The following is a 22,562-nucleotide window of genomic DNA, read 5'->3' on the forward strand; positions in this document are numbered from 1 at the left end:
CAGAAGTCGCGGCGGCCCTCGCGCATGAACGAGCCGACGTTCACCACGCCGGGGATGTTGGAGCCGACGCCCCATTTCGCGCCCGGGAACCGCCGGGCCTGGCCGGGGTCGGCTCGGACCCCGGTGACGTTCGCCCACGGGACGGCGAGCGGCCGCCACCGCCCGAACGCGCGGCGCGCGCCGTGGAGCCGGACGACGAGATGACGATCGGTGGTCTGGACAGTGGCCATGAGGTGCTCCTTCGTGAACGGTTTCAGGTGACGTCGCGGCGCATGGGCGCGGTGACCGCCGCGAGGGACGCCGCGAGCGCGTAGGCCAGCAGCACCGCCGCTCCCAGCAGCGGCGGCAGCAGCGTCGGGGCGCTGCCCGCGGCCGCGGCGGCCTCGCGCATGAGGCTCGACTCGGTGAGCGCGGCGGTCGCGCCGCCGGGCAGGAACGGGTAGACCGCGTTGAACCCGGGGACGAGCGCGAGCGCGTGCTCGACCATGTACAGGTACCCGCCGAGGACGATGAGCGTCGCGGTCTGGTTGCGTACCAGGGCGCCGAAGCCCACTCCGATCACCGTGTACGCGGCCATCGCCGCGGCCTGCCCCGAAAGCATCGCCGCGACCTCCCCGAACGAGACTCCGACCGGGACGCCGCGAGCGGCCGCGCCCGCGTACAGGGCCGCTGCGACCGCGACCGCGACGAGTACGCCGTAGACCGCGCCCGCCGCCGCGTAGGCCGCGAGCTTCGCGGCGAGCACCCGGTATCGCTTGGGCGCGAACAGGAACGTGTGCCCGATCGTGCGGTGGCGGTACTCCGAGGTCACCGCGAGTGCCCCGAACAGGGCCGGGACCAGCACGGTCAGTCCGACCGCCGAGAGCACGATCCGCACCCCGGCGGCCGTCTCGACGCCGGGCATCGGCGGTTCGAACCGCTCGGGCCCGATGAGCACCAGCAGCAGCGTCAGCCCGCCGCCGCACGCGAGGGCCGCGAGCGGGCCCCAGCGCCACAGCCGCGTCGAGAGCAGCCTGCGCATCTCAGCTCGGATCAAGCGGTTCACGCCAGGGCTCCGATCCGGTCGAGGAACACCGTCTCCAGGTTCGCCTCACCGGTCAGCTCGGCGAGCGGCGCGGCGGCGACGAGGCCGCCGCGGTGCATGATCAGCACGTCGTCGACGAGCCGTTCGGCCTCGGCGAGCACATGGCTGGCGACCAGCACCGTGCGCCCTTCGGTGGCGGCCTCGCGCAGGAACCCGCGCAGCCAGGCGATGCCCTCGGGGTCGAGTCCGTTGGTGGGCTCGTCGAGGACGAGCACCGCCGGGTCGCCGAGGATCGCTGTGGCCAGGTTGAGGCGCTGGCGCATCCCGGTGGAGTAGCCGCCGACGCGGCGTCCGGCGGCCGCTTCGAGGCCGGTGCGGGCCAGGACCTCGTCGACGCGCGCGTCGGGCAGGCCGAGCATCGCGGCGTAGACGCGCAGGTGGTCGCGGCCGGTGCGGCCGGGGTGGAAGCCGTCGGCCTCCAGGGCCGCACCGACGGTGCGGGCGGGTTCGGGCAGGTCGCGGTAGGCGCGACCGCCGACGCGGGCGGTGCCGGCGTCGGGCGCGACGAGGCCGAGCAGCATCCGCAGGGTCGTGGTCTTGCCGGAGCCGTTGGGGCCCAGGAATCCGGTGACGCGGCCGGGCCGGGCGTCGAACGAGACGCCGGCGACGGCCTCGACGTCGCCGAAGCGCTTGGCGAGGTTCCGGACCTCGATCGGGACGGGGGTCATGCGTGCCTCCTGGACATCACAGCTATCTGTTATAGCTCATGTATATCAGATATAGTCCTGAGATGCGATTGACGCTCGACGTGGACAGCGAGATCCCGATCTACCAGCAGATCCGGGATCAGGTCGTCGCGGCCATCGCCGCCGGGGAACTCTCCGCCGAGACCCCGCTGCCGTCCACGCGGCAGCTCGGCGCGGACCTGGCGATCAACTTCCACACCGTCAACAAGGCCTACGACCTGCTGCGACGCGAGGGCTTCATCCGCGTCAACCGCAAGAGCGGCGCGGTGGTCCGCCGCGACCGCGCCTCCGGGCCGCCCGACCCCGGTGTCGCCGATGCCTGGCAAGAGCGCCTGCGCATCCTCCTCGCCGAGGCCGTCGCCCACGGTCTCACCGCCGAGGAAGTCCACGAGCGCTCGACCCGAGTGCTCGACTCGTTCACCCCCGCCGAAGGGAAGACCCCGTGAACCTCGCCTCGCTCACCCTGCTGCTCGCCTCCACCGGCACGGCCACCGCCGTGTGGTGGACCGTGCCCGCGCTGAGCCGCCCGACACTGCCCTTCGGCGTGGCCGTCCCCGAAGGCCGCGTCGCCGACCCCGCGATCGCCCACGCGCGGGGCCGCTACTCCCGCACCGTGATCGCCTCCGGCGTGGCGGTCACCGCGCTGGCGTTCCCGCTCGTGCTCCTGCTCGGCGAGGCGGTCGCCCTTACGGCCGCCACGCTCGTGCTCGTCGCGGTGGGCCTGGCCGCGTATCTCGCCGCGGGCCGCGCTGTGCGCGAGGCGAAACGCGCGGGGGACTGGTACGGCGGCGCGAAGCAGGCCGTCACCGCCGATCTCAGCTTCCGCACCGACCCGGTGCGCGTCCCCTGGCTCGCCCTCGCCCCCGCGGCGGCGATCGCCGCGGCCACGGTCGTCGTCGGCTTCGCGGTCCCGCTGCCCGAGACGCTCCCCGGTCTCCAGGGCCTCGACCTCGACGGCGGCGAACGGGTCGCGACCGGGTTCTGGACCGCGTGGAACCCGGTGGTCGCCCAGGGCGCGGTCACGCTCGTCACCGCGTTGTGCCTCGCCGGGGTCGTGCGCGTGCGCCCCGAGATCGACGCCGCCCGCCCGGCCGGGACCGCCCGCCGCTACCGGGTCTACCTGCGCTCGGTGTGCCTCCTCGGCGGCTTCATCGCCGCGTGCGTCAACCTCACCCTGCTCGGGGTCGCGTTGCGGCTATGGGAGATCGCGCCCGCCTCCCCGGTCACCACCGCCTTGGTATTCGCCCCGCTGGTCGCGATCGCCATCGCCCACATCCGCTTCGAGCTCAAAGTCGGCACCGGCGGCCACCGCCTGCCCGCCGCTCCCGGCGAGGCCGATGAGGACACCGGTCTGCTCCAGAGGGACGACGACCGCCACTGGCACCTCGGCGGCTTCGTCTACCTCAACCGCGACGACCCGGCCGTCTTCGTCCACCAGAGGGCCGGAGGCGCGCAGTGGACGATCAACCTCGGCAGCCCCGGCGGCCGTCTCGCCGGTCTCGTCATCGCCGCGATCACCGTCGCCGCCTCGGCTACCGCCGCGCTCGACGCCCTCGGCGTGCTCGACCTCCCCAGCACCGCAAGGTTCTGACCGCCGTTCAGCGTCGCGCCGCCGAATCCTGACCGCGTTCGAGAGGCACTGTCGCACCCCCGGCCTACCCTCATGAGTCAGTTCCCTCGCCGCATGAAGGACGACCATGACTGAACACGTTGCGCCCCAACAAGTCTCGATCGAGCTGCCGAAGGCCTTCGCCGCCAAGGTCCTGCCGCGCCGCGACCGGCCCGCGGCCCCGGCCCCGCCCGCGCTCGACCCGGACGCACCGCAACGCCTCCGCGAAGCGCTCGCCGACAAGGCCGAACTCATGGAGCGGGCCCTCCACATGCGCAAGAACCGCCGCCACAAGAACGCCGTCGCCGCCTATTACGAGGGCCGACCCGACGCGCGCGGCGCGGCCGTCACCGGGGAGCTCCTGCGCTACGTCGGCCCCCACGACCCCGACGAGTGGAGCCGTCTCGAACTCCACGCCTGGCTCCAGACCCACGGCCTGGCCTGGACCGTGCGCGCCTGGCTCGAACGCGGCGACGTCGAGATGATCGGCTACCACTGGAAACACGTCGAAGTCCCCCTCCAAGACCTCGTGCTCCTGCCGACCTCGATCCACAACACCCGCTCCCTGACCCGTGAGATCGACAACGGCACCCTCGCCGAGATCCGCGCCCACCTCGCCACCGCACCCGAAGCGGACTACACCGCCGCGCTCGCCGCCGCCGCGGAGCACCGCGACACCATCGGCAAGATCTTCGGCGCCGCGCTCCTGTTCCCCGAACGCCGCGACTGGGTCCTCGACTCCTGCAACGAATACCGCAACCGCCCCTGGAACATCGGCTTCGACAAGGTCGTCCTCCACGCCATGAGCGAGAAGGCCCACCTCAAGGCCGCGAGGATCACCGAACTCCACGACTACTACATGGACGTCGAATCCATCGCCGCCCTCGTCGACGGCCTCGGCACCGCCGCCCTCCCCGTCCTCACCACCACCCTCGGCAGCCGCTACCACCAGGCCAAACCCGTGCGCCAAGCCCTCTACCAGGCCGTCGCGCTCCTGCCCACCTCCGAGGCCACCGACCACCTCGTGGCCAACCTCGACCAGCCCCACGCCTTCGACGCCGCCGTCCAGGCCGCCGAGCGCCACCCCGAACTCATGCTCCGCTCCCTGGCCGTCGAGACGGGTGAGGTCAGCACCGCCCTCAGGGGCCGCTTCGCCGCCCTCGCCGAACACGCCGGACCCGCGGCCCTCGACAACCTGACCGACGCCGAACGCGCCGCCATCGCCGCGTTCACCGCCTCCCGCACCGCCGTCCCCGAAGCCGACCCCGCCGACCTTCCCCAGCTCCTCACCGCCCCGCCCTGGACCCGAAAGCGCCCCAGGCACAAACCCGTGACCATCGAAGGCCTCGCCCCGATCGGCGAGCCGCGCCTGGTCTGGCCCGAAGGCCGCCACCGGCACTGGCTAGACTACGCCGACGAACCGCTGCGCGACGACCCCTTGGGCGAGGTGCGGCAGTTCTGGTACGAGCACGCCGAGACCCTCCGCCGAGGCGACACCGTCGATCGCCGCGACCGCCTCGGCGTCCTGGTCGCCCACGGGCCGATCGAACTCGCCGAAGAGTTCGTGGCCGAATGGGCCGCCTCCGGCGACGAACCCGGCGGCTGGCAGGCCATCGCGATCCTCGCCCGCTTCGGCGAGATCGGTATCCCCAAAGCAGTCACCGCCGCGATCGAGTACTGCGGCATCGACCCGGTCCTGGAACCCGTCCTCTCAGTCGAGGCCGCGAGGTTCGTCGCCGACCAACTGGTGCGCCTCAAATCCGCCCGGCCCCAAGCGGCCGCCTGGCTCGACCACCACGGCCTCGACGTCGTGCCGCTCCTGGTCCCCGACGCGTTCGCCCCCGCCACCGACCCCGCGGCCAAGCGGGCCCGCAAGGCCGCCGAGACCGCCCTGGCGCACCTCGCAGTCCGCCACGGCGCGGCCGCCGTCGCAAAGGCCGCCGAACCCCATGGGCCCGAAGCGGTCGCGGCCCTCACCGAGATCTACGCCGACCCGTACGAGCCCTACGGCACCACCGTCCCCAAGCCCGGCCCGTGGGCCACCCCGGTCATGTTCCCGCAGGTGCTCCTCAAAGGACGCGACCGCGCCTTGCCCGCCTCCGCGATCCCGCACCTGCTCACCGTGCTCGCGCTGGCGGCCCCGGACTACCCCTACCCGGGTCTGGCCGCCGTCGTGGAGATCTGCGACCGGGCCTCGCTGGCGCGGTTCAGCCGGGCCGTGTTCGACCAGTGGCTCGCGGTCGGCGCCCCGCCGAAGGACTCGTGGGCTTTGACGCAGCTCGCGCATGTGGCCGAGGACGAGACGGTGTGGGCGCTGGCGCCGAGGATCGCCGAGTGGCCGGGGGAGAACCAGCACAAGCGGGCGGTCGCAGGTTTGAAGGTGCTCGGCGCGATCGGTTCGGAGGAGGCGCTGCGCGCGGTGAAGCGGATCGCCGACCGCTCCAAGTTCGAAGCGCTGCAATCCGAGGCCGCGACGCAGATCAAGGGCATCGCGGCCGCCTTGGGCCTGACCGAAGACCAGCTCGCCGACCGTCTCGTCCCGGATTTCGGGCTCGACGACGAGGCATCGCTCATCCTCGACTACGGGCCCCGCTCGTTCACCGTCGCGTTCGACGAGCACATGCAGCCCTTCGTGATCGACGACGCTGGCAAGGCCCGCAAGGCCCTCCCCAAACCCGGCGTGAAGGACGACCCGGACGCGGCCGAGGCTTCCCGCGCCCGGTTCTCGGCGTTGAAGCGCGAACTCAAATCCGTTGCGGCCGAACAGGTCAAACGGCTCGGGGCCGACCTGGTGACCGGCCGGGCCCACACCGTGGAGGACTTCGGCCGCTACGTCGCGGGCCATCCGCTCACCGGCCGCCTCGCGCGCCGCCTGGTGTGGCTCGCCGAGACCGCCGAGGCGCGACTGGCGTTCCGCATCGCCGAGGACGGCACCTACAGCGATGTCGAGGACGACACCGTAGACCTTCCCGCTGACGCGTCGATCCGCCTGGCCCACCCCGTCCATCTCGGGTCGCAAGTGGACGAATGGGCGAAGCTGTTCGCCGACTACGAGATCCTCCAGCCCTTCGACCAGCTCCTGCGCCCCGCAATGCGGTTCACCGAAGACGAACTCGCCACCGGCCGCCTCGCGCGCTTCGAAGGGGCCACGGTCGCGACCGGCCGAGTCCTCGGCATGACCCGCCTGGGCTGGCACCGCGCCGCCCCCGAACCGGGCGGCCGAGCCCGGGGAATCAGCTACCCGCTGCCGAACGGCGGCTTCGTGACCGTGGCGCTCGACCCCGGCATCGAGGTCGGCTACGTCGAAGAGACCCCGACCCAGACGATCCGCGGCGTCCACCTCACCTCCACAGAGGAATACCCCTGGGCCGGGCAGAGCGCCGAACCCCCGGCACGAGGACCGCTCGATCCGGTCGCGGCCTCCGAGGCCCTCGCCTCCCTCACCCGACTCACCCGCCCCTGAAACCCCGCCAGGGCTGTCGTACCCGCGCTCTATGCTCGATGCCGACAACCCCGGTCCAACGAAAGACACCGATGACTGAACACACCGCATCCCCCGAATACCGCCTCGACCTCCCCGAGGACTGGACCGGCCTCCTCCTGCCCCGCCGAGGCAAGCGCACCGGCGAGCCGGTCGTGCTCGACCCCGAAGCGCCCAAACGCGTCCGAGGCCTGATCAAGTGGCACCAGGACGAGCTGCGGGCCGCGTTCGCGCTCAGCGACAACCAGCCGTACGCGCCCGCGGCGCTGCGCCACCTCGACAGTGTCCTCAACGACAGCGTCTCCACCGGTTCGACTCCCGACCCGGCCGGGGCCGGCGCCATCGCCGCGGTGCTGCTCAGCTCCGAGAAGCGGTACCGCAGCGGGAACCTCCGGCCCGAACTCGACGCCTGGTACCTCGAACACGGCCTGGCCTTCGCCGTCGGCGCCCTCATCGAACTGACGAGCCTCAACCCCTGGCCGAACTCCTGGCACCGCACCCGGGACGACTCCGTGGCCGAACGGCGGCTCCGCGACTCCACCCGCTCGCAGCTCAGCTACCTGCACACCGAACTGCGGCACGGGATCGCGGCCGCGCGGGGCCTCATCGCCACCGCGCCCGAACCCGACTACGAGGCCGCGGTGGCCGAGGCCGCAACGCACCGCGGCGATCCCACCCGCCGCCTCCTGACCTCGCTGCTGTTCCCCGAACGCGCCGACTGGGCCGCCGAGGTCGCCGCCGAGCACGACAACGGCATGGACGACTACGCGGCCGTGCTCATGTGGTACCTCCTCGAAGATCCCGCGCACCTCGCGGCGGCCCGCCTGACCAAGTTCGCCGACTGGTGGATCAGCGACCTCCTCGTCGCGAACACCCTCGCGGGCCTCGGTGCGGCCGCCTACCCGGTCTTCGCCGCCACGATCCGCCAGCACCCCGACGCCGAGTCCCGCCAGCGCCTCTACCGGGCCCTCGCCCTGACTCCGAGCGACGAGGCCGCCGCGTTCCTTTTCAGCCGCCTCGACGAGCAGTTCACGCTGCCCGCCGCCGAGACCGCGATCGCCCGCGCCCCGCAGCGCGCGCTGCGCGTCATCGCCGGTTTGAGCGCATCGGCCGCCCCGGAGTTGCGCCCCCGCTTCGCCGCGCTCGCCGCGAAGGCCCCCGAAACCGCGCTTGCGGCCCTCGACGTGGGCGACCGCGCCGCGATCGAGAGCCTCCTCAAACCCGCTGGGCTTCCCGAAGCCGCCCCCGAGGCGCTCCCGCCGCTGCTGGTGACCCCGCCGTGGACGGTCAAGCGCCCCAAGCGCAAAGCCGTGACCATCGACGGCCTCGAAGCCTCAAGCGACCTCGACCTGGTCTGGGCCGAAGGTGAGGAGGAGGCCTGCGCAGTCCCCGGGGCCTCCTACTTCAGCCGCTTCACCGAGGAGAACTGGCGCCAACGCGCACGCAGCCTCGGCACCCGCGACCGCGGCTACATGCTGTGCGCGATCCTCGCCTACGCGCCCAAGGAGATCGCCGAGACCGTCGTCGATCGCTGGGAGGGCACGACCTCCACCTATGAAGCCGACGACTGCAAGACGATCCTTGCCCGCTTCGGCCCCCGGGTCGTCCCCGGCGTCATCGAAACGCTCCGCGCCAACCCCGCCTACCACGAAGCGCTCGTCCCGATCCGCAGCGTCGAGGCCGCCCGCCTGGCCGCCGACTGGTTCGCGCGCCTCAAGACCGCGCGCGCCGGCGCCGTCGCCTGGGTCGACCGGCACGGCCCCGAAGGGGTGAGCCTCCTGGTCCCCGACGCGCTCGGCGCCGACCGCAAGGCCCGCCAGAGCGCCGAAGGGCTCCTCGTGCTCGCCGCGATGCGCCACGGCGCCGCCGCCGTCACCGCCGCGGCCGAACACTATGGGCCCGAAGCGACCGCAGCGATCGCGGCCCTGGTCGACGGCGACCCGCTGGAGCCGCGCGGCGTCAAGGTCCCCAAGCTCCCCGCCTGGGTCGACCCCGCGATGCTCCCGCCGGTCACCCTCGCCGACGGCACCGCCGTCCTCCCGCCCGAAGCGGTCAAGCACCTCGTCACCGTCCTGGCCCTGACCTCCCCGGATTACCCGTACGCGGGCTTCGACGTCGCGGTCGCCGCGTGCGACCCCGCGTCCCTGACCCGCTTCAGCCGCGCCCTGTTCCAACTGTGGCTCTCCTCGGGCGGCACTTCGAAGGACGGCTGGGCCCTCACCCAGCTCGCGCATTTCGCCGACGACGACACCGTGCGCCTCCTCGCCCCCAAAGTCCGCGAATGGCCCGGCCAGAGCCAGCACAAACGCGCCGTCACCGGCCTGGGCGTGCTCGGCGCGATCGGCTCGGAGACCGCCCTGCGCGCCGTCCAGGGCATCGCCGACAAGGTCAAGTTCAAGGCCCTCAAAGTCGAAGCGGGCGTGCAGATCGCCGCGATCGCCGCCGAGCTCGGCCTGACCCGCGACCAGCTCGCCGACCGGCTCGTCCCCGACTTCGGACTCGCCGGCGAGGCCGCCCTCACCCTCGACTACGGGCCGCGATCCTTCACCGTCCGCTTCGACGAGCAACTCAAGCCCTACGTCACCGACGCCGACGGCAAGCCCCGCAAGAGCCTGCCCAAACCCGGCGCGAAAGACGACGCCGCACTCGCCGAACCGGCCTACCAGCGGTTCACACTCCTGAAGAAGGAACTGCGCTCCACTTCGGCCGACCAGGTCGCCCGCCTCGAAAAGGCCATGGCCCAGGCCCGCACCTGGACCGTCGAGGAGTTCGAACGGTTCTTCGCCCGCCACCCGCTGGTCAAACACCTCGCCCGCCGCCTCGTGTGGACCGCCGAAGCAGACGGCACCCGCACCGGGTTCCGCATCGCCGAGGACGGCACCTACGCAGGTGCCGCCGACGACGACTTCGACCTCCCCGAGCACGCCACCGTCCGCATCGCCCACCCCTTCCACATGCAGCCCAAGGAGATCGACGCCTGGTCGGAGATCCTCGCCGACTACGAGATCCTCCAACCGTTCGAGCAGCTCACCCGCCCCGTCATGGCCTTCACCGACGCCGAGCTCACCGACGGGCACCTCGCCCGCTTCGAAGGCGTCGAAGTCGAAGTCGGCCGCCTGCTGGGCCTGACCAAGCACGGCTGGCACCGCGGCGCGCCCGAAGACGGCGGCGTCGAACCCGGCATCGCCTACGCGATCCCCGGCGGCGGCTACGTCACCGTCGCCCTCGAACCGGGCATCTGGGTCGGCATGATCGCCGAAAACCCGATCCAGAAACTCGTCGGCGTCCGCCTCGCAGACCAAGAGGACTACTACTGGCACGGCACGGCCAAGGACACCCAACCCCGCCCGCCCGAAGTCGACCCCTTGATCGCCTCCGAGATCCTCACCGCCCTCGCCCGCGTCACCGGCCGCGGCTGACCCACCGACCCAGAGAGACCACCATGAGCTCCCAAGCCACACCCGAGCTGCGCCTCCAACGGCCCCCGGCCGAACGCCGCTACGCCGACGAACTGGCCAAACTCGCCGCCGAAGACGACGCGCCCCGCCCGCCCGGCTGGGCCCTCAGCCTCCAGGCCGCCCGCACCTTCGTCGTCGGCGACGAATCCCGCGGCATCGCCAAGAAATTCGTCGGCGACCCCTCCCTGATCGACCGCGCCCTGGTCACGCTCGCCACCAACCGCGGCCTCATGCTCGTGGGCGAACCCGGCACCGCCAAATCGCTCCTGTCCGAACTCATCGCCGCCGCCGTCTGTGGCGACTCCACCCTCACCATCCAAGGCGGCGCCTCCACCACCGAAGACCAGATCGCCTACTCCTGGAACTACTCCCTGCTCGTCTCCGAAGGCCCCACCCAGCGCGCCCTCGTCCCCGCACCCCTCCTCCAAGGCATGGCCGAAGGCCGCGTCGTCCGCTTCGAAGAGATCACCCGCTGCCCCCTCGAAGTCCAGGACTCACTCCTGTCGCCCCTGTCCGACCGGGTCCTGGCCATCCCCGAACTCGACGGCGACTCCATGGTCTTCGCCCGCGAAGGCTTCAACATCATCGCCACCGCCAACACCCGCGACAGGGGCGTCAACGAGATGAGCGCGGCCCTCAAGCGCCGCTTCAACTTCGAGACCGTGTTCCCCATCGCCGACTTCAACACCGAACTCGACCTGGTCGAGACCGAGGCCGCCGCCGCGCTGGCCCGCTCGGGCGTGCCCGCGCCGCCTTCGCGCGATGTCCTCGAAGTGCTGGTGCGGGTCTTCCGCGACCTGCGTTCGGTCGACGCCTCGACCGGCGGGCGCCCGCAGGCGGTCATGTCCACCGCCGAGGCGGTCTCGGTGGCGCACGCCGTGGGCATCAAGGCCTGGTATCTGAGGGGCGGTGAGGCCGAAGCGGGCGACATCGTCGACTGCATGGCCGGGGCCGCGGCGAAGGACAACGCCGAGGACCTCGCGCGGCTGCGCCGCTACCTCGAACAGAAGGCCGCCAAACGCAAAGGCCCGCAATGGCAGTCGCTCTACCAGGCCCGGAATCTGCTGCCCGGATGATCGAACGCCTCACCGTGCTGGGCGTGCGCCATCACTCGCCCGCGTGCGCCCGCCTCGTCGCCGACACGATCGACCGGTTGCATCCCGCGGCGGTCCTCATCGAGGGCCCCGCGGACTTCAACGGCCGCCTCGACGAGCTCGCGCTCGAACACGAACTGCCCGTGGCGATCTACTCCTACGCCAGCACCGGGTCGGCCGTGCGCCGTTCGTGGGCCCCGCTGTGCGACTACTCGCCCGAATGGGTCGCCCTCACCGAGGGCCGCCGCACCGGAGCGGACGTCGCGTTCATCGACCTGCCCGCCTGGCACGACGCGTTCGACGGGATCGAGAACCGCTACTCCGACGCCGAACGCCGCTACACCGAAGCGACCGAACGGCTCTGCCGCGCCTTCGCCGTCGACAACTCCGACGCCCTCTGGGACCACTTGGTGGAGATCGCGGACGCGGACGGCCTGGCCGAACGCCTTGACCACTACTTCGACCTCGTTCGCGGCGAAGCAGAAGCGAACGAGGCCGACACGGCCCGCGAAGCCCACATGGCCGCGTGGATCCGCTCGGCCCTGGCCGAGCACGAGGGCCCCGTCCTGGTCGTGTGCGGCGGCTTCCACGCCCCGGCCCTGCGCCGCCTCGCCGCCACCGGACCGGCCGAGCGACCCGAGGTCCCGGCGGCTCCCGAAGGCACCGACACCGGCGGGTTCCTGGTGCCCTATTCCTTCCGCAGGCTCGACGCGTTCGCGGGCTACCAGTCCGGGATGCCCTCACCGGAGTATTACCAGCGCCTGTGGGAGGACGGCCCCGAGCCCGCCGCGGCCGCGCTCGTGCAACGCATCACGCACCGCCTGCGCGGCAAGGGACTCCACGTCTCCACTTCGGACCTCATCGGCGCGCGCAGCCTCACCGACGGCCTCGCGCGCCTGCGCGGTCACCACCGGCCCGGCCGCACCGACCTCCTCGACGGCCTCGCCAGCGCCCTCATCTCCGACGACCTCGAACAGCCCCTCCCGTGGACCCGCCGCGGCACCCTCACCGCCGGCACCCATCCCGTCGTGGTCGAGATGACCGCCGCCCTCACCGGCGAGCGGGTCGGCCGCCTCCACCCGGACACGCCCGCCCCGCCGCTGGTCGCCGACGCCGAGTCCGCGCTCGAACGAGCCGGCCTCCACGCCGACGGCTCCGTCCGCCTCGACCTCGCCAAGGCCCGCGACCTCGAACGCAGCCGCCTCCTGCACTGCCTGCGCCTGCTCAACGTCCCCGGCGTCACCCGCGACGCGGGCCCGGCCGCGGGCAGCGACGTCACCGCCGAAGAGCACTGGGCCGTCCGCACCCACCCCGACCGCCTGCCCGCGCTCATCGAGGCCGGCGCGCTCGGCGCGACCCTCGGCGACGCCGCCCAGACCGCCCTCGAACAGCGCCTCGACGCCGACAACGGCCTCAACGCCCTGGCGGCGATCCTGTTCGACGCGGCCCTGTGCGGGCGCGCGCATCTGACCGACCGCCTCGGGCAGGCGGTGCGAAGCGCGGTCGCCGCCAGCGGCGACACCGCCGCCGTGGGCCGGGCTCTCGGTGTGGCCCTTGCCCTGTGGCGGCACGACCACCTGTTCGGGACGGTCGGTTCGGACCTGTACGCCTCGGTGATCGCCGCGTGCTGCGACCGCGTCCTGTGGCTGGTCGAAGGCCTCCACGCCCCGCCCGGCCCGGCCGACCTGGGCCGCCTCCAGGCGCTCACCGCTTTGCGGGACGCCGTGCACCACGCGCCCGGGCACGCTCCCGGCCCTTCAGTGGTCACCCAAGCGGCCGAGCGGATCGCCCGCGACGGGGCCGCCCCGCCGGATCTGCGCGGTGCGGCCTTGGGCCTGGCCTGGTCGCTCGGCGCGTCCGCCGACGCCGCCGCGGCGGCCGAAGGCGCGGCTGGGCCCGACCGGCTCGGCGACTGGCTCGCGGGCCTGTTCGCTCTGGCCCGTGAGGAAGTGCTCGCCGAGCCCGAGGACGGCGGCGTGGTCGCCGCGGTCGACACTCTCGTGGGCGACTTGACCGAGGGGGAGTTCCTCGAATCGCTGGCGTCGCTGCGTCAGGCGTTCGCGATGTTCCCGCCCCGCGAGCGGGGCCTGATCGCCGAGCGGATCGTGGGTCTGCGCGGCGGCGGCGACGCCCGATCCCTCACCGCCCGGCACGAGGTCGACCCGCATGTGGTGGCCGCGTCGATGGCGCTCGAAGCCCGCGTGGAGGCCGCGCTGGAGCGCGAGGGCCTGCGTTTGCTGTTCCCCACCAACCGATCGGAGACCTGATGGGCGCCGAACTGGAACGCTGGCGGCTCATCCTCGGGCCCGCCGCCGAGCGCAGCACCGGGGGCTTGAGCGATGAGAACGCCGGTCGCGACGCGGCCCTGGACTGGCTGTACGGCCGCGACGAGGACCTCGGCAAGCGGGAGGTCCGCCGCGGCGGGGCGCGCTCGGATTCGCGCTCGGGCGGCGACGACCCCTCCATCGTGACCACAGTGGACTGGCTGGACGGGATCCACCGGCTCTTCCCCAAGGAGACCGTCGAACGCCTCGAACGCGACGCGATCGAACGCTACGAGATCCACGACGTGCTCACCGACCCCGAGGTCCTCGCCCGGGTCGAACCCAACCCGGCCCTGCTCAAAGCGGTCCTGCGCACCAAGCACCTGATGAACCCGCAGGTCCTGGCCGCCGCGCGCCGCATCGTCGAAGAGGTCGTGCGCGCCCTGGTGGAGAAGCTCTCGGTCGAGGTCCGCACCGCGTTCACCGGCAGCCGCAACCGCAAGCCCAGCCGCCACCGCCGCGCCCGCGACTTCGACCTCAAGACCACCCTGCACGCCAACCTCAAGCACTACCGGCCCGAAGAGCGCCGCGTCGCGATCGAGAAGCCCCGCTTCCACTCCCGCACCGCCAAACGCCTCGAACAGTGGCAGCTGGTGCTCCTGGTCGACCAGTCCGGGTCCATGGTCAGCTCCGTGGTCCACTCCGCGGTCACCGCCGCGTGCCTCTACGCCCTGCCCGGCCTCAAGACCCACCTCGTCGCGTTCGACACCGACGTGGTCGACATGACCTCCGAAGTGGACGACCCGGTCGAGACCCTCATGAAGGTCCAACTCGGCGGCGGCACCGACATCGCCCGCGCCGTCGACTACGCCGCCGGCCTGGTCGAGAACCCCCGCCGCTCCATCGTCGTCCTCATCACCGACTTCTACGAAGGCGGCTCCGAAACCCGCCTCGTCCACACCGTCAAACAACTCTGCCAGCAGGGCACCCAGGTCCTCGGCCTCGCCGCCCTCGACGAGGAGGCCAACCCCTCCTATGACCGGGCCCTCGCCGCCCGCCTGGCCGAGCACGGCGCCCACATCAGCGCCATGACCCCCTCCCACCTCGTCGAATTCGTCGCCGAAAGGCTCGGCACATGACCCGCCACGACCTCCTCGCACTCACCCCCGACGCCCTCGCCGCCCTCGCCAACCGCGGCCTGGTCAAACGCGCCGCCAAGGACCTCGACGCCGGCGCCGTCCCCACCGTCGACCTCGCCGACGACGGCACCCTCACCGCGCGTTTCCCCGACGACGCCGAGACCGTCCTCCCCGCCCACGGCGGCCTCGACACCGCCACCTGCACCTGCGGCGCCCCCGGCAAATGCCGCCACCGCGTCGGCGCCGTCCTCGCCTACCAACGCGCCCAACAAGACACACCCGAGCCCGAACCCGAAGCCCCCGCCACCCCCGCGGCCATCACCGACGAGCAACTCCTCGACGCCTTCGGCCCCCACACCCTCAAAGCCGCCGAGACCACCCGCCGCGCCGGCTACACCGCCCGCCTCACCTGGCCCGGCCCCGACCAGCCCGCCACCGCCGAACTCCCCGCCGCCACCGTCGCCTTCCTCGTCCCCGGCCTCGGCTACGTCCACACCGACGCCACCGGACCCGCCCGCGACACCGCGATCGTGCTCGCCACCTGGGCCTTCCGCGAAGCCCCAGGCCCAGGCACCACCACCGTCACCGTCGGCGGCACCACCACCGAAGACCCCCTCAGCGACGCCCTCGACCTCACCCACCGCGTCCTCCTCGACGGCGCTGGCAGCGCCGACGCCGTCCTCCGCGCCGCCCTCCAACGCGAAGCCAAAGCCCTCACCCGCCGCCGCGCCCACTGGCCCGCGGGCGCACTCACCGACCTCATCGACCAGCTCACCCGCTACGAAGACCGCTCCGCCGCCTACGACCCCGCCCGCCTCGCCGCCCTCCTCACCGAACTCCCCGCCCGCGCCGCGGCCGCCGCCCACCCCCACGGCACCCCCGCCACCCACATCCTCGGCAGCGAAGAAGCCGACGCCACCCCCCTCACCCTCGTCCGCCTCACCGGCCTCGGCGCCCGCATCGGCACCGAAGGCGACCGCCGCACCCTCCAGCTCTACTTCGCCCAACCCGAAACCGGCATGGTCCTCGCCCTCCAACGCGACTGGGCCCTCACCGAAGACCACAGCCCCACCGGCGCCGAACTCGCGAACCGCCGCATCGCCGGGTGCCGCATCGCCAGCCTCGCCGCAGGCAACACCGTCACCGAAGCCGCCACCCGCACCGCCGCCCGCAACCTCAAACTCGGCACCGGCCGCCTCGCCAAGACCCAGGTCCTCCCACTCGGCAGCGCCTGGAACGACCTCCCCGCCACCCTGCGCACCACCGACCTCGACGCCCTCGCCACCCACCTCGCCGACCTCCCGCCCAGCCTCATCCGCCCCCGCATCACCGCCGAAACCCTCCGCGTCATCGCCATCGCCGAAGTCACTGACCTCGGCTACGACCCCGCCGCCCAACGCCTCGAAGCCCGCATCACCGCCCCCGACGGCGGCACCGCACTCCTGCGCGTCCACCACCGCGCCGCCACCCCCGGTGCACTCGAAGCCATCGAAACCGCCCTCACCGCCGGCCCCCACGCCGTCGCCGGCCACCTCACCCGCCACAGAGGCGACATCGTCATCGACCCCACCGCCATCCACACCCCCACCGGCCTCACCGTCCCCGACCTCGCCCCCGGCGACGACACCGCCGACCTCACCGCCGCCCAAGACCCCACCACCACCGACCCCGTCACCGCCGCACTCGACACCGCCGCCACCGTCTGCGCCGACCTCGCCCACACGGGCCTGCGCCGCGCCCGCACACCCTCCATCGCCCGCGTCGACACCGCCGCCGCCCACCTCGCCCGCGTCGGACTCCAAAGCGCCGCAAACGAATTCGCCCAACTGTCCAAAGCGTTGACCCACGAGGACGACACCACCCGAATCACCGCCTGGACCGCCGCGGCACTCCGGATCCACCTCACCGCTGAGCTACACTGACCCGATCCCGGGGCCAGGCGCACGGGCCACGAACCCGCGCCCAACGCACGCCGCCACTCGAACCACACCGCAGAGCCATCGCTCCGCGACACCAGAGCCGGCGACCGTCACCGAAGCAATGAGGCTTTCCATGCCAGCGCACACCGTGGTCGACCTGCAAGACCCGATCTTCCTCGCCCACCGCGGCGGCAAACTCCGCACCGCCACCACCATCCCCCTCGACAGCCGCGAAGACCTCTCCGTCGCCTACACACCCGGCGTCGCCCGCGTCTGCGAAGCCATCGCCGCCGACGAAGCCCTCGCCCGCACCCACACCTGGCGCTCCAACGTCGTCGCCGTCGTCACCGACGGCACCGCCGTCCTCGGCCTCGGCGACATCGGCCCCGCCGCCGCACTCCCGGTCATGGAAGGCAAAGCCGCGCTCTTCCGCCAATTCGCCGACATCGACGCCGTCCCCATCTGCCTCGACACCAAAGACCCCGACGCCATCGTCGCCGCCGTGGCCGCCATCGCCCCCTCCTTCGGCGGCATCAACCTCGAAGACATCTCCGCCCCCCGCTGCTTCGACATCGAAGAGCGCCTCAAGACCCAGCTCGACATCCCCGTCTTCCACGACGACCAGCACGGCACCGCCGTCGTCGTCCTCGCCGCCCTCACCAACGCCCTCCGCCTCCAAGAACGCCGCGCCGAAGACCTCACCGCCACCATCGTCGGCGCAGGCGCCGCAGGCGTCGCCATCACCAAGATCCTCAACGAAGCCGGCGTCGGCGACATCATCGTCTGTGACTCCACCGGCATCATCCACCAAGGCCGCGACCGCCTCAACCCCGTCAAGACACACCTCGCCGCCACCACCAACCGCCACGGACGCACCGGCGACATCACCACCGCCCTCAAAGGCGCCGACGTCCTCGTCGGCGTCTCCGGCGGCACCGTCCCCGAAACCGCACTCCAAGGCATGGCCCCGAACGCGATCGTCTTCGCGCTGGCGAATCCGACACCGGAGGTCGCCCCGGAGGTCGCGGCCCGCCACGCGGCGATCGTGGCGACCGGCCGCAGCGACTATCCGAACCAGATCAACAACGTGCTGGCGTTCCCGGGGATCTTCCGCGGCGCGTTCGACGCGGGGGCCGCCCAGATCACCGAGGCGATGAAGCTCGCCGCGGCCAGGGCGATCGCCGACATCGCGGCCGAGGACCTCGCCCCGGACCGCATCGTCCCCTCGGCCTTGGACCCGCGGGTGGCCCCGGCAGTGGCGGCAGCGGTCAAGGCCGCCGCCTGACCGGGCCGGGTTAGATTCCTCGACGGTCTCGCGTCTCGCGTCTCGGACCGAGGCCGGTCGTCATGCGTGGATCGTATACTATATATGAGATAGGATATACGATCCACGCGGGTAAGTCCCTTACGCCGCCATCAACTCCGCGAGCGTCTCGATCGTCTCGCGGCCCTCGACCTGCGAGGCCCATTCGCGCGGCAGCGCGTCGTGGCCGTAGGCGGCGCCGTAGAGGTTGCCGAGGATCGCTCCGGTCGAGTCGGAGTCGCCCGAGTGGCTCACGGCCGCGATGAGGCCCGCGCGCACGTCGTCGGTGCCCAGGAAGCAGTAGACCGCGATAGCCAGGGCCTCCTCGGCCACCCAGCCTTCGCCCAGTGGCGCGCACGTGTTCGGCCCGGGCGGCACGTTCCCGGCCAGTGCGTAGGCCGCGCCGAGGGCGTCGGCGGTCTCGGAGCGGTCGAGGCCGCTGCGCAAGTGCAGCATGGTCTCCGAGACCGCGCGCTGCGGCGCCTCGCCGTTCATCAGGTGCGCGGTGATCATCGCGAACGCGCCCGCGGCGGCCCCGGCCGTCGGGTGCCCGTGGGTCAGGCGCGAGCATTCCTCGGCCAGTTCGTAGGCCTCGGCGGGGGAGTAGCGCAGCCCGAACGGGGCCGAGCGCATCACGGTCCCGCAGCCCTTGGAGTTCGCGTTCACGACCGCGAGGGTGCTGCGCCAGTCGGCCGCGGCGCTGCGGTCGTGCGCGGCCAGCCCCGAGATGCACGCCCCGCCGGGCGCGCGCCGCGCGTACAGCCACGGCTGCGCCGCTAGTCCTTCAGAACCGTTGGGAGGCATGGGTTCTCTTTGGGTCTGCAACCACCGCAGGTACGCCAGCCGCACCGAGTCGACCTCCGCGCCCGCCTCGGCCAGGAGCAGCCCCTCGGCGGTGAACAGCGTCATCTGCGTGTCGTCGGAGACCCGGTTGTACTGCATCTGGGTGACCCCATCGGGCCCGAAGTCGCTCGCGATCCGCTCCCACGAGTCGAACTCGACCTGATACCCCAGCGCATCGCCGACCGCGCCCCCGATCAGACACCCCATCACACGGCTCCGCCGCGAAACTCCATCACTCACGCCGAGATTCTATGGCCCCCATGCCTCTCGGCGGAACCTCCAGATCCGGGGCTCTAGACGGCGGGTTCTCGCTCGATGATCTTGTCGCCTTCGCGTTCGCCGTGGATCTCGTAGTGGAGGGGCGTGACGCCTTCGGTGCGGGGGGCGCGGCGGCGGAGGCTGAAGGGGATCGCCATCGCGGCGGCCCACAGGACGCCGGCGCCGAGCATGTGAAGGCCGACCAGGAGGATCGGCAGGTCGAGGTAGTACTGCGTGTAGCCGATGACGCCTTGGAGGAGTTCGACCACGAGCAGCACGTACGCGGCGCGCTTGGCCTTGTCGGGTGCTTTGACCGCGTGGAGCGCGGCGATGAGGGCCACGGTCAGGCCCAGCAGGAGCCACACGAGGTCGGCGTGGAGCTGCGACATCAAGGCCGGGTCCATGCCGTTGCGCGGGGTGTCGGCGTCGCCCGCGTGCGGGCCCGAGCCGGTGACGACCACGCCGAGCACGATCACCGCGGCGGCCACGCCCACGATGCCCCGGCCCAGGAGCTTCACGGCGCGCGGCACGAGCGGCACGACCTCGCCGTCGGGTTCGCCCGATCGCACGTACAGCGTCACCGAGATCGCGACCAGCGGGATCGAGGCCAGGAAGTGCAGGCCCACCACCCACGGGTTGAGGTTGGTCCACACGGTGATCCCGCCGATGATCGCCTGCGCCGGGACGTACAGGAGCCCGGCGAACGCGAGCTTGACCAGCGAGGCGCGGCGCGGGACGCGCCGCCAGGCCGCGAGGAGCGCGCCGACGGCGATCGCGACGAGCAGGAACGTCAGCACCCGGTTCCCGAACTCGATGACCCCGTAGATCCCCATCTCAGGGGTGGTGACCAGGGATTCGGGCGTGCACTTGGGCCATTCGGGGCAGCCGAGGCCCGATTCGGTCAGGCGCACCGCGCCGCCGGTCACGATGATCCCGATGTTGGCGATCACGGCCGCGAGCGCCCACCGGCGAATCGCACTGGGCCGACCGAACCAACGCTGCAACAGCTCCACGGCGCGAATCTAACCTTCCAGGCGGCTCCGGCCACGGGCCGGGTCGAGCGATGTGTCCGGCGCTTCCCGACAGGCGCGCCGGTGGTTCGCGAGCCGCCCCTTGGGGCAGGTGAGGTTAGGCATGCCTGCGTGCCCCGTCTCACCTTCCGCCATATCGACGCCCCAACGCGAATTAGGTAACATTTAGCTTGTGGAAATGGTGACGAGGGCGACCAGCCACTCGACCGACGGGGACACCCGCCGTCGAGTGACCCGGTTGCTGCTCGAACGGGGCCACGCCACGGCCTCCGACCTCGCGCAGGACCTCGGCATCACCGCCACCGCCACCCGCCGCCATCTCGACGCGATGGAGGCCGAAGGCCAGGTCGAGACCCGCGTGGTCCGCACCGCCGGCCGCGGCCGACCGGCCAGGAGCTACCAGCTCACGCCGGCCGCCCGCACCTCCTTCGGCCACACCTACGACGATCTCGCGATGGAGGCGCTGCGCTGGATCCGCCGGTTCGAAGGCGAGGACGCCGTCGGCGGTTTCGCCGCCGAGCAGGTCGCGCGCTTGGAGGCCCGTTGCCGGGCCGCCATGGACGCGGTCGACTCGCAGGACCCGATGGCGCGCGCCCAGGCGCTCGCCACCGCGATGTCCGGGGAGGGCTACGCCGCCACGGCGTCGGTCATCGCCTCGGGCGGGCAGATCTGCCAGCATCATTGCCCGGTGGCGGGCGTGGCCGCGGAGTTCCCGCAGCTGTGCGAGGCGGAGACCAGGGTGATCAGCCGTCTGCTGGGCGTACACGTCCAGCGGCTGGCCACGATCGCCAACGGGGACGGGGTGTGCACCACCCATGTGCCCGGCCAGAACCACGGCCGCGAGGCCGCCTGCGCCGACGGGGGAAGCGGCCCGGTGCCGCTGCCCGATCCCGAACGCGCCGACCGATAACCCGACAGGTCAAAGGTGAGACTTGAGATGACCGACACGCAGAAGAGCGAACCGCTGAGCCAGGAGGAGGCCCTCGCCTCCCTGGAGCGGTACGAGTACGGCTGGGCCGACTCCGACATCGCCGGTGCGAACGCGCGGCGCGGGCTGACCGAAGAGGTCGTCCGCGACATCTCCGCGCGCAAGAACGAACCGGAGTGGATGCTGGACCTGCGCCTCAAGGGGCTCAAGCTCTTCGGCCGCAAACCCATGCCCAACTGGGGCGCCGACCTCTCGGGGATCGACTTCGACAACATCAAGTACTACGTCGAGGCCTCCGAGAAGCAGGCCGAGTCCTGGGAGGACCTGCCCGAGGACATCAAGAAGACCTACGACAAGCTGGGTATCCCCGAGGCCGAGCGCCAGCAGCTGGTCTCCGGCGTGGCCGCCCAGTACGAGTCGACGGTGCTGTACCACTCCATCCGCGAGGACCTGGAGGAGCAGGGCGTGGTGTTCATGGACACCGACACGGGCCTGCGCGAGCACCCCGAGCTGTTCAAGGAGTACTTCGGTTCGGTGATCCCGGTGGGCGACAACAAGTTCGCCGCGCTGAACACCGCGACCTGGTCGGGCGGCTCGTTCATCTACGTCCCCAAGGGCGTCCACGTCGAGATCCCGCTCCAGGCCTACTTCCGGATCAACACCGAGAACATGGGCCAGTTCGAGCGCACGCTCATCATCGCCGACGAGGGCTCGTTCGTGCACTACATCGAGGGCTGCACCGCCCCGGTGTACTCCTCGGACTCGCTGCACTCGGCGGTCGTGGAGATCATCGTCAAGAAGGACGCGCGCGTGCGGTACACGACGATCCAGAACTGGTCGTCGAACGTCTACAACCTGGTCACCAAGCGGGCGATCGCCGAGCAGGGCGCGACCATGGAGTGGGTCGACGGGAACCTCGGCTCCAAGGTCACCATGAAGTACCCGGCCGTGGTCATGGTCGGCGAGCACGCCAAGGGCGAGGTCCTGTCGGTCGCGATGGCCGGCGAGGGCCAGCACCAGGACACCGGCGCGAAGATGACGCACGCCGCGCCGCACACGTCCTCCACGATCGTCTCCAAGTCGATCTCCCGGGGCGGCGGCCGCACCTCCTACCGCGGCCTGGTGAAGGTCGACGACGGCTCGCACCACGCGAAGTCCACCGTCAAGTGCGACGCTTTGCTGGTCGACACGATCTCGCGTTCGGACACGTACCCGTACGTGGACATCCGCGAGGACGACGTGGACATGGGCCACGAGGCCACGGTCTCCAAGATCGGCGAGGACCAGATGTTCTACCTCATGAGCCGCGGCCTGACCGAGGACGAGGCCGCCGCGATGATCGTGCGCGGCTTCATCGAGCCCATCGCCAAGGAACTCCCGATGGAGTACGCCCTGGAGCTCAACCGCCTGATCGAACTTCAAATGGAAGGCGCGGTCGGTTAAGCGGCCCGGCTAGGAACTAGGA

14 protein-coding genes and 2 pseudogenes are annotated in these 22,562 nt (G+C 71.9%); 11 read left to right on the forward strand and 5 right to left on the reverse strand.

Annotated elements, in window-relative coordinates; translation table 11 throughout:
• The 3 genes and pseudogenes from AB0B28_RS18965 to AB0B28_RS18975 form a co-directional block, all read right to left on the reverse strand.
• Positions 1–230, reverse strand: a pseudogene (locus AB0B28_RS18965) (hypothetical protein); the annotation flags it as partial.
• A 23-nt stretch (positions 231–253) separates the two neighbouring features.
• Positions 254–1,045, reverse strand: a complete 792-nt coding sequence (locus tag AB0B28_RS18970) for an ABC transporter permease (RefSeq protein ID WP_360122920.1) — start codon at positions 1,043–1,045, stop codon at positions 254–256.
• Between the two features lie 53 nt (positions 1,046–1,098).
• Positions 1,099–1,752, reverse strand: a pseudogene (locus AB0B28_RS18975) (ATP-binding cassette domain-containing protein); the annotation flags it as partial.
• A gap of 62 nt (positions 1,753–1,814) precedes the next feature.
• Between AB0B28_RS18975 and AB0B28_RS18980 the strand changes: the two are divergent.
• The 9 genes from AB0B28_RS18980 to AB0B28_RS19020 all read left to right on the forward strand — a co-directional run bounded on the left by AB0B28_RS18980 (position 1,815) and on the right by AB0B28_RS19020 (position 18,019).
• The gene (locus AB0B28_RS18980) at positions 1,815–2,216 is read left to right on the forward strand and encodes a GntR family transcriptional regulator (protein WP_360122923.1); all 402 of its coding nucleotides are present in this window, start codon (positions 1,815–1,817) and stop codon (positions 2,214–2,216) included.
• Positions 2,213–3,361 (forward strand): hypothetical protein, encoded by a 1,149-nt coding sequence (locus tag AB0B28_RS18985; RefSeq protein WP_360122926.1) that lies wholly within the window; start codon positions 2,213–2,215, stop codon positions 3,359–3,361. The genes AB0B28_RS18980 and AB0B28_RS18985 overlap by 4 nt, the downstream gene beginning before the upstream one ends.
• A gap of 106 nt (positions 3,362–3,467) precedes the next feature.
• Positions 3,468–6,842, forward strand: a complete 3,375-nt coding sequence (locus AB0B28_RS18990; RefSeq protein ID WP_360122929.1) for a DUF4132 domain-containing protein — start codon at positions 3,468–3,470, stop codon at positions 6,840–6,842.
• 71 nt (positions 6,843–6,913) lie between these two features.
• Positions 6,914–10,279 carry a DUF4132 domain-containing protein gene (locus AB0B28_RS18995; RefSeq protein ID WP_360122931.1) on the forward strand — a complete coding sequence of 1,122 codons (3,366 nt, stop codon included), beginning with the start codon at positions 6,914–6,916 and terminating at the stop codon, positions 10,277–10,279.
• A 23-nt stretch (positions 10,280–10,302) separates the two neighbouring features.
• Complete coding sequence (locus AB0B28_RS19000) at positions 10,303–11,394, forward strand: AAA family ATPase (RefSeq protein WP_360122934.1); 1,092 nt, start codon at positions 10,303–10,305, stop codon at positions 11,392–11,394.
• The gene (locus AB0B28_RS19005) at positions 11,391–13,679 is read left to right on the forward strand and encodes a DUF5682 family protein (protein WP_360122937.1); all 2,289 of its coding nucleotides are present in this window, start codon (positions 11,391–11,393) and stop codon (positions 13,677–13,679) included. The genes AB0B28_RS19000 and AB0B28_RS19005 overlap by 4 nt, the downstream gene beginning before the upstream one ends.
• Positions 13,676–14,815 carry a VWA domain-containing protein gene (locus AB0B28_RS19010; protein ID WP_360123176.1) on the forward strand — a complete coding sequence of 380 codons (1,140 nt, stop codon included), beginning with the start codon at positions 13,676–13,678 and terminating at the stop codon, positions 14,813–14,815. The genes AB0B28_RS19005 and AB0B28_RS19010 overlap by 4 nt, the downstream gene beginning before the upstream one ends.
• Positions 14,812–16,737 (forward strand): hypothetical protein, encoded by a 1,926-nt coding sequence (locus tag AB0B28_RS19015; protein WP_360122940.1) that lies wholly within the window; start codon positions 14,812–14,814, stop codon positions 16,735–16,737. The genes AB0B28_RS19010 and AB0B28_RS19015 overlap by 4 nt, the downstream gene beginning before the upstream one ends.
• Before the next feature lie 130 nt (positions 16,738–16,867).
• On the forward strand, positions 16,868–18,019 hold the full coding sequence (locus AB0B28_RS19020; protein ID WP_360122943.1) for an NADP-dependent malic enzyme: 1,152 nt from the start codon (positions 16,868–16,870) through the stop codon (positions 18,017–18,019).
• Positions 18,020–18,139: 120 nt separating this feature from the next.
• Here AB0B28_RS19020 and AB0B28_RS19025 read toward each other — a convergent pair whose 3' ends face one another.
• Both AB0B28_RS19025 and AB0B28_RS19030 read right to left on the reverse strand, forming a co-directional pair.
• Positions 18,140–19,120 (reverse strand): ADP-ribosylglycohydrolase family protein, encoded by a 981-nt coding sequence (locus AB0B28_RS19025; protein ID WP_360122946.1) that lies wholly within the window; start codon positions 19,118–19,120, stop codon positions 18,140–18,142.
• A 53-nt stretch (positions 19,121–19,173) separates the two neighbouring features.
• Entirely contained in the window at positions 19,174–20,151 is a 978-nt protein-coding gene (locus AB0B28_RS19030; protein ID WP_360122949.1) for a COX15/CtaA family protein, read from the reverse strand.
• Between the two features lie 196 nt (positions 20,152–20,347).
• On the opposite strand from AB0B28_RS19030, the gene AB0B28_RS19035 reads away from it, so the two are divergent.
• Positions 20,348–21,079, forward strand: coding sequence for a metalloregulator ArsR/SmtB family transcription factor (locus AB0B28_RS19035; RefSeq protein ID WP_360122952.1), 732 nt, complete (start codon positions 20,348–20,350; stop codon positions 21,077–21,079).
• A gap of 27 nt (positions 21,080–21,106) precedes the next feature.
• Positions 21,107–22,540: a Fe-S cluster assembly protein SufB gene (gene sufB, locus AB0B28_RS19040; protein ID WP_360122955.1), complete on the forward strand. Its 1,434-nt coding sequence runs from the start codon at positions 21,107–21,109 to the stop codon at positions 22,538–22,540.
• The last annotated feature ends 22 nt before the right edge of the window (positions 22,541–22,562 follow it).

Origin of the sequence: Glycomyces sp. NPDC046736, from assembly GCF_040645615.1 — a bacterium.
GTDB lineage: Bacteria > Actinomycetota > Actinomycetes > Mycobacteriales > Micromonosporaceae > Glycomyces.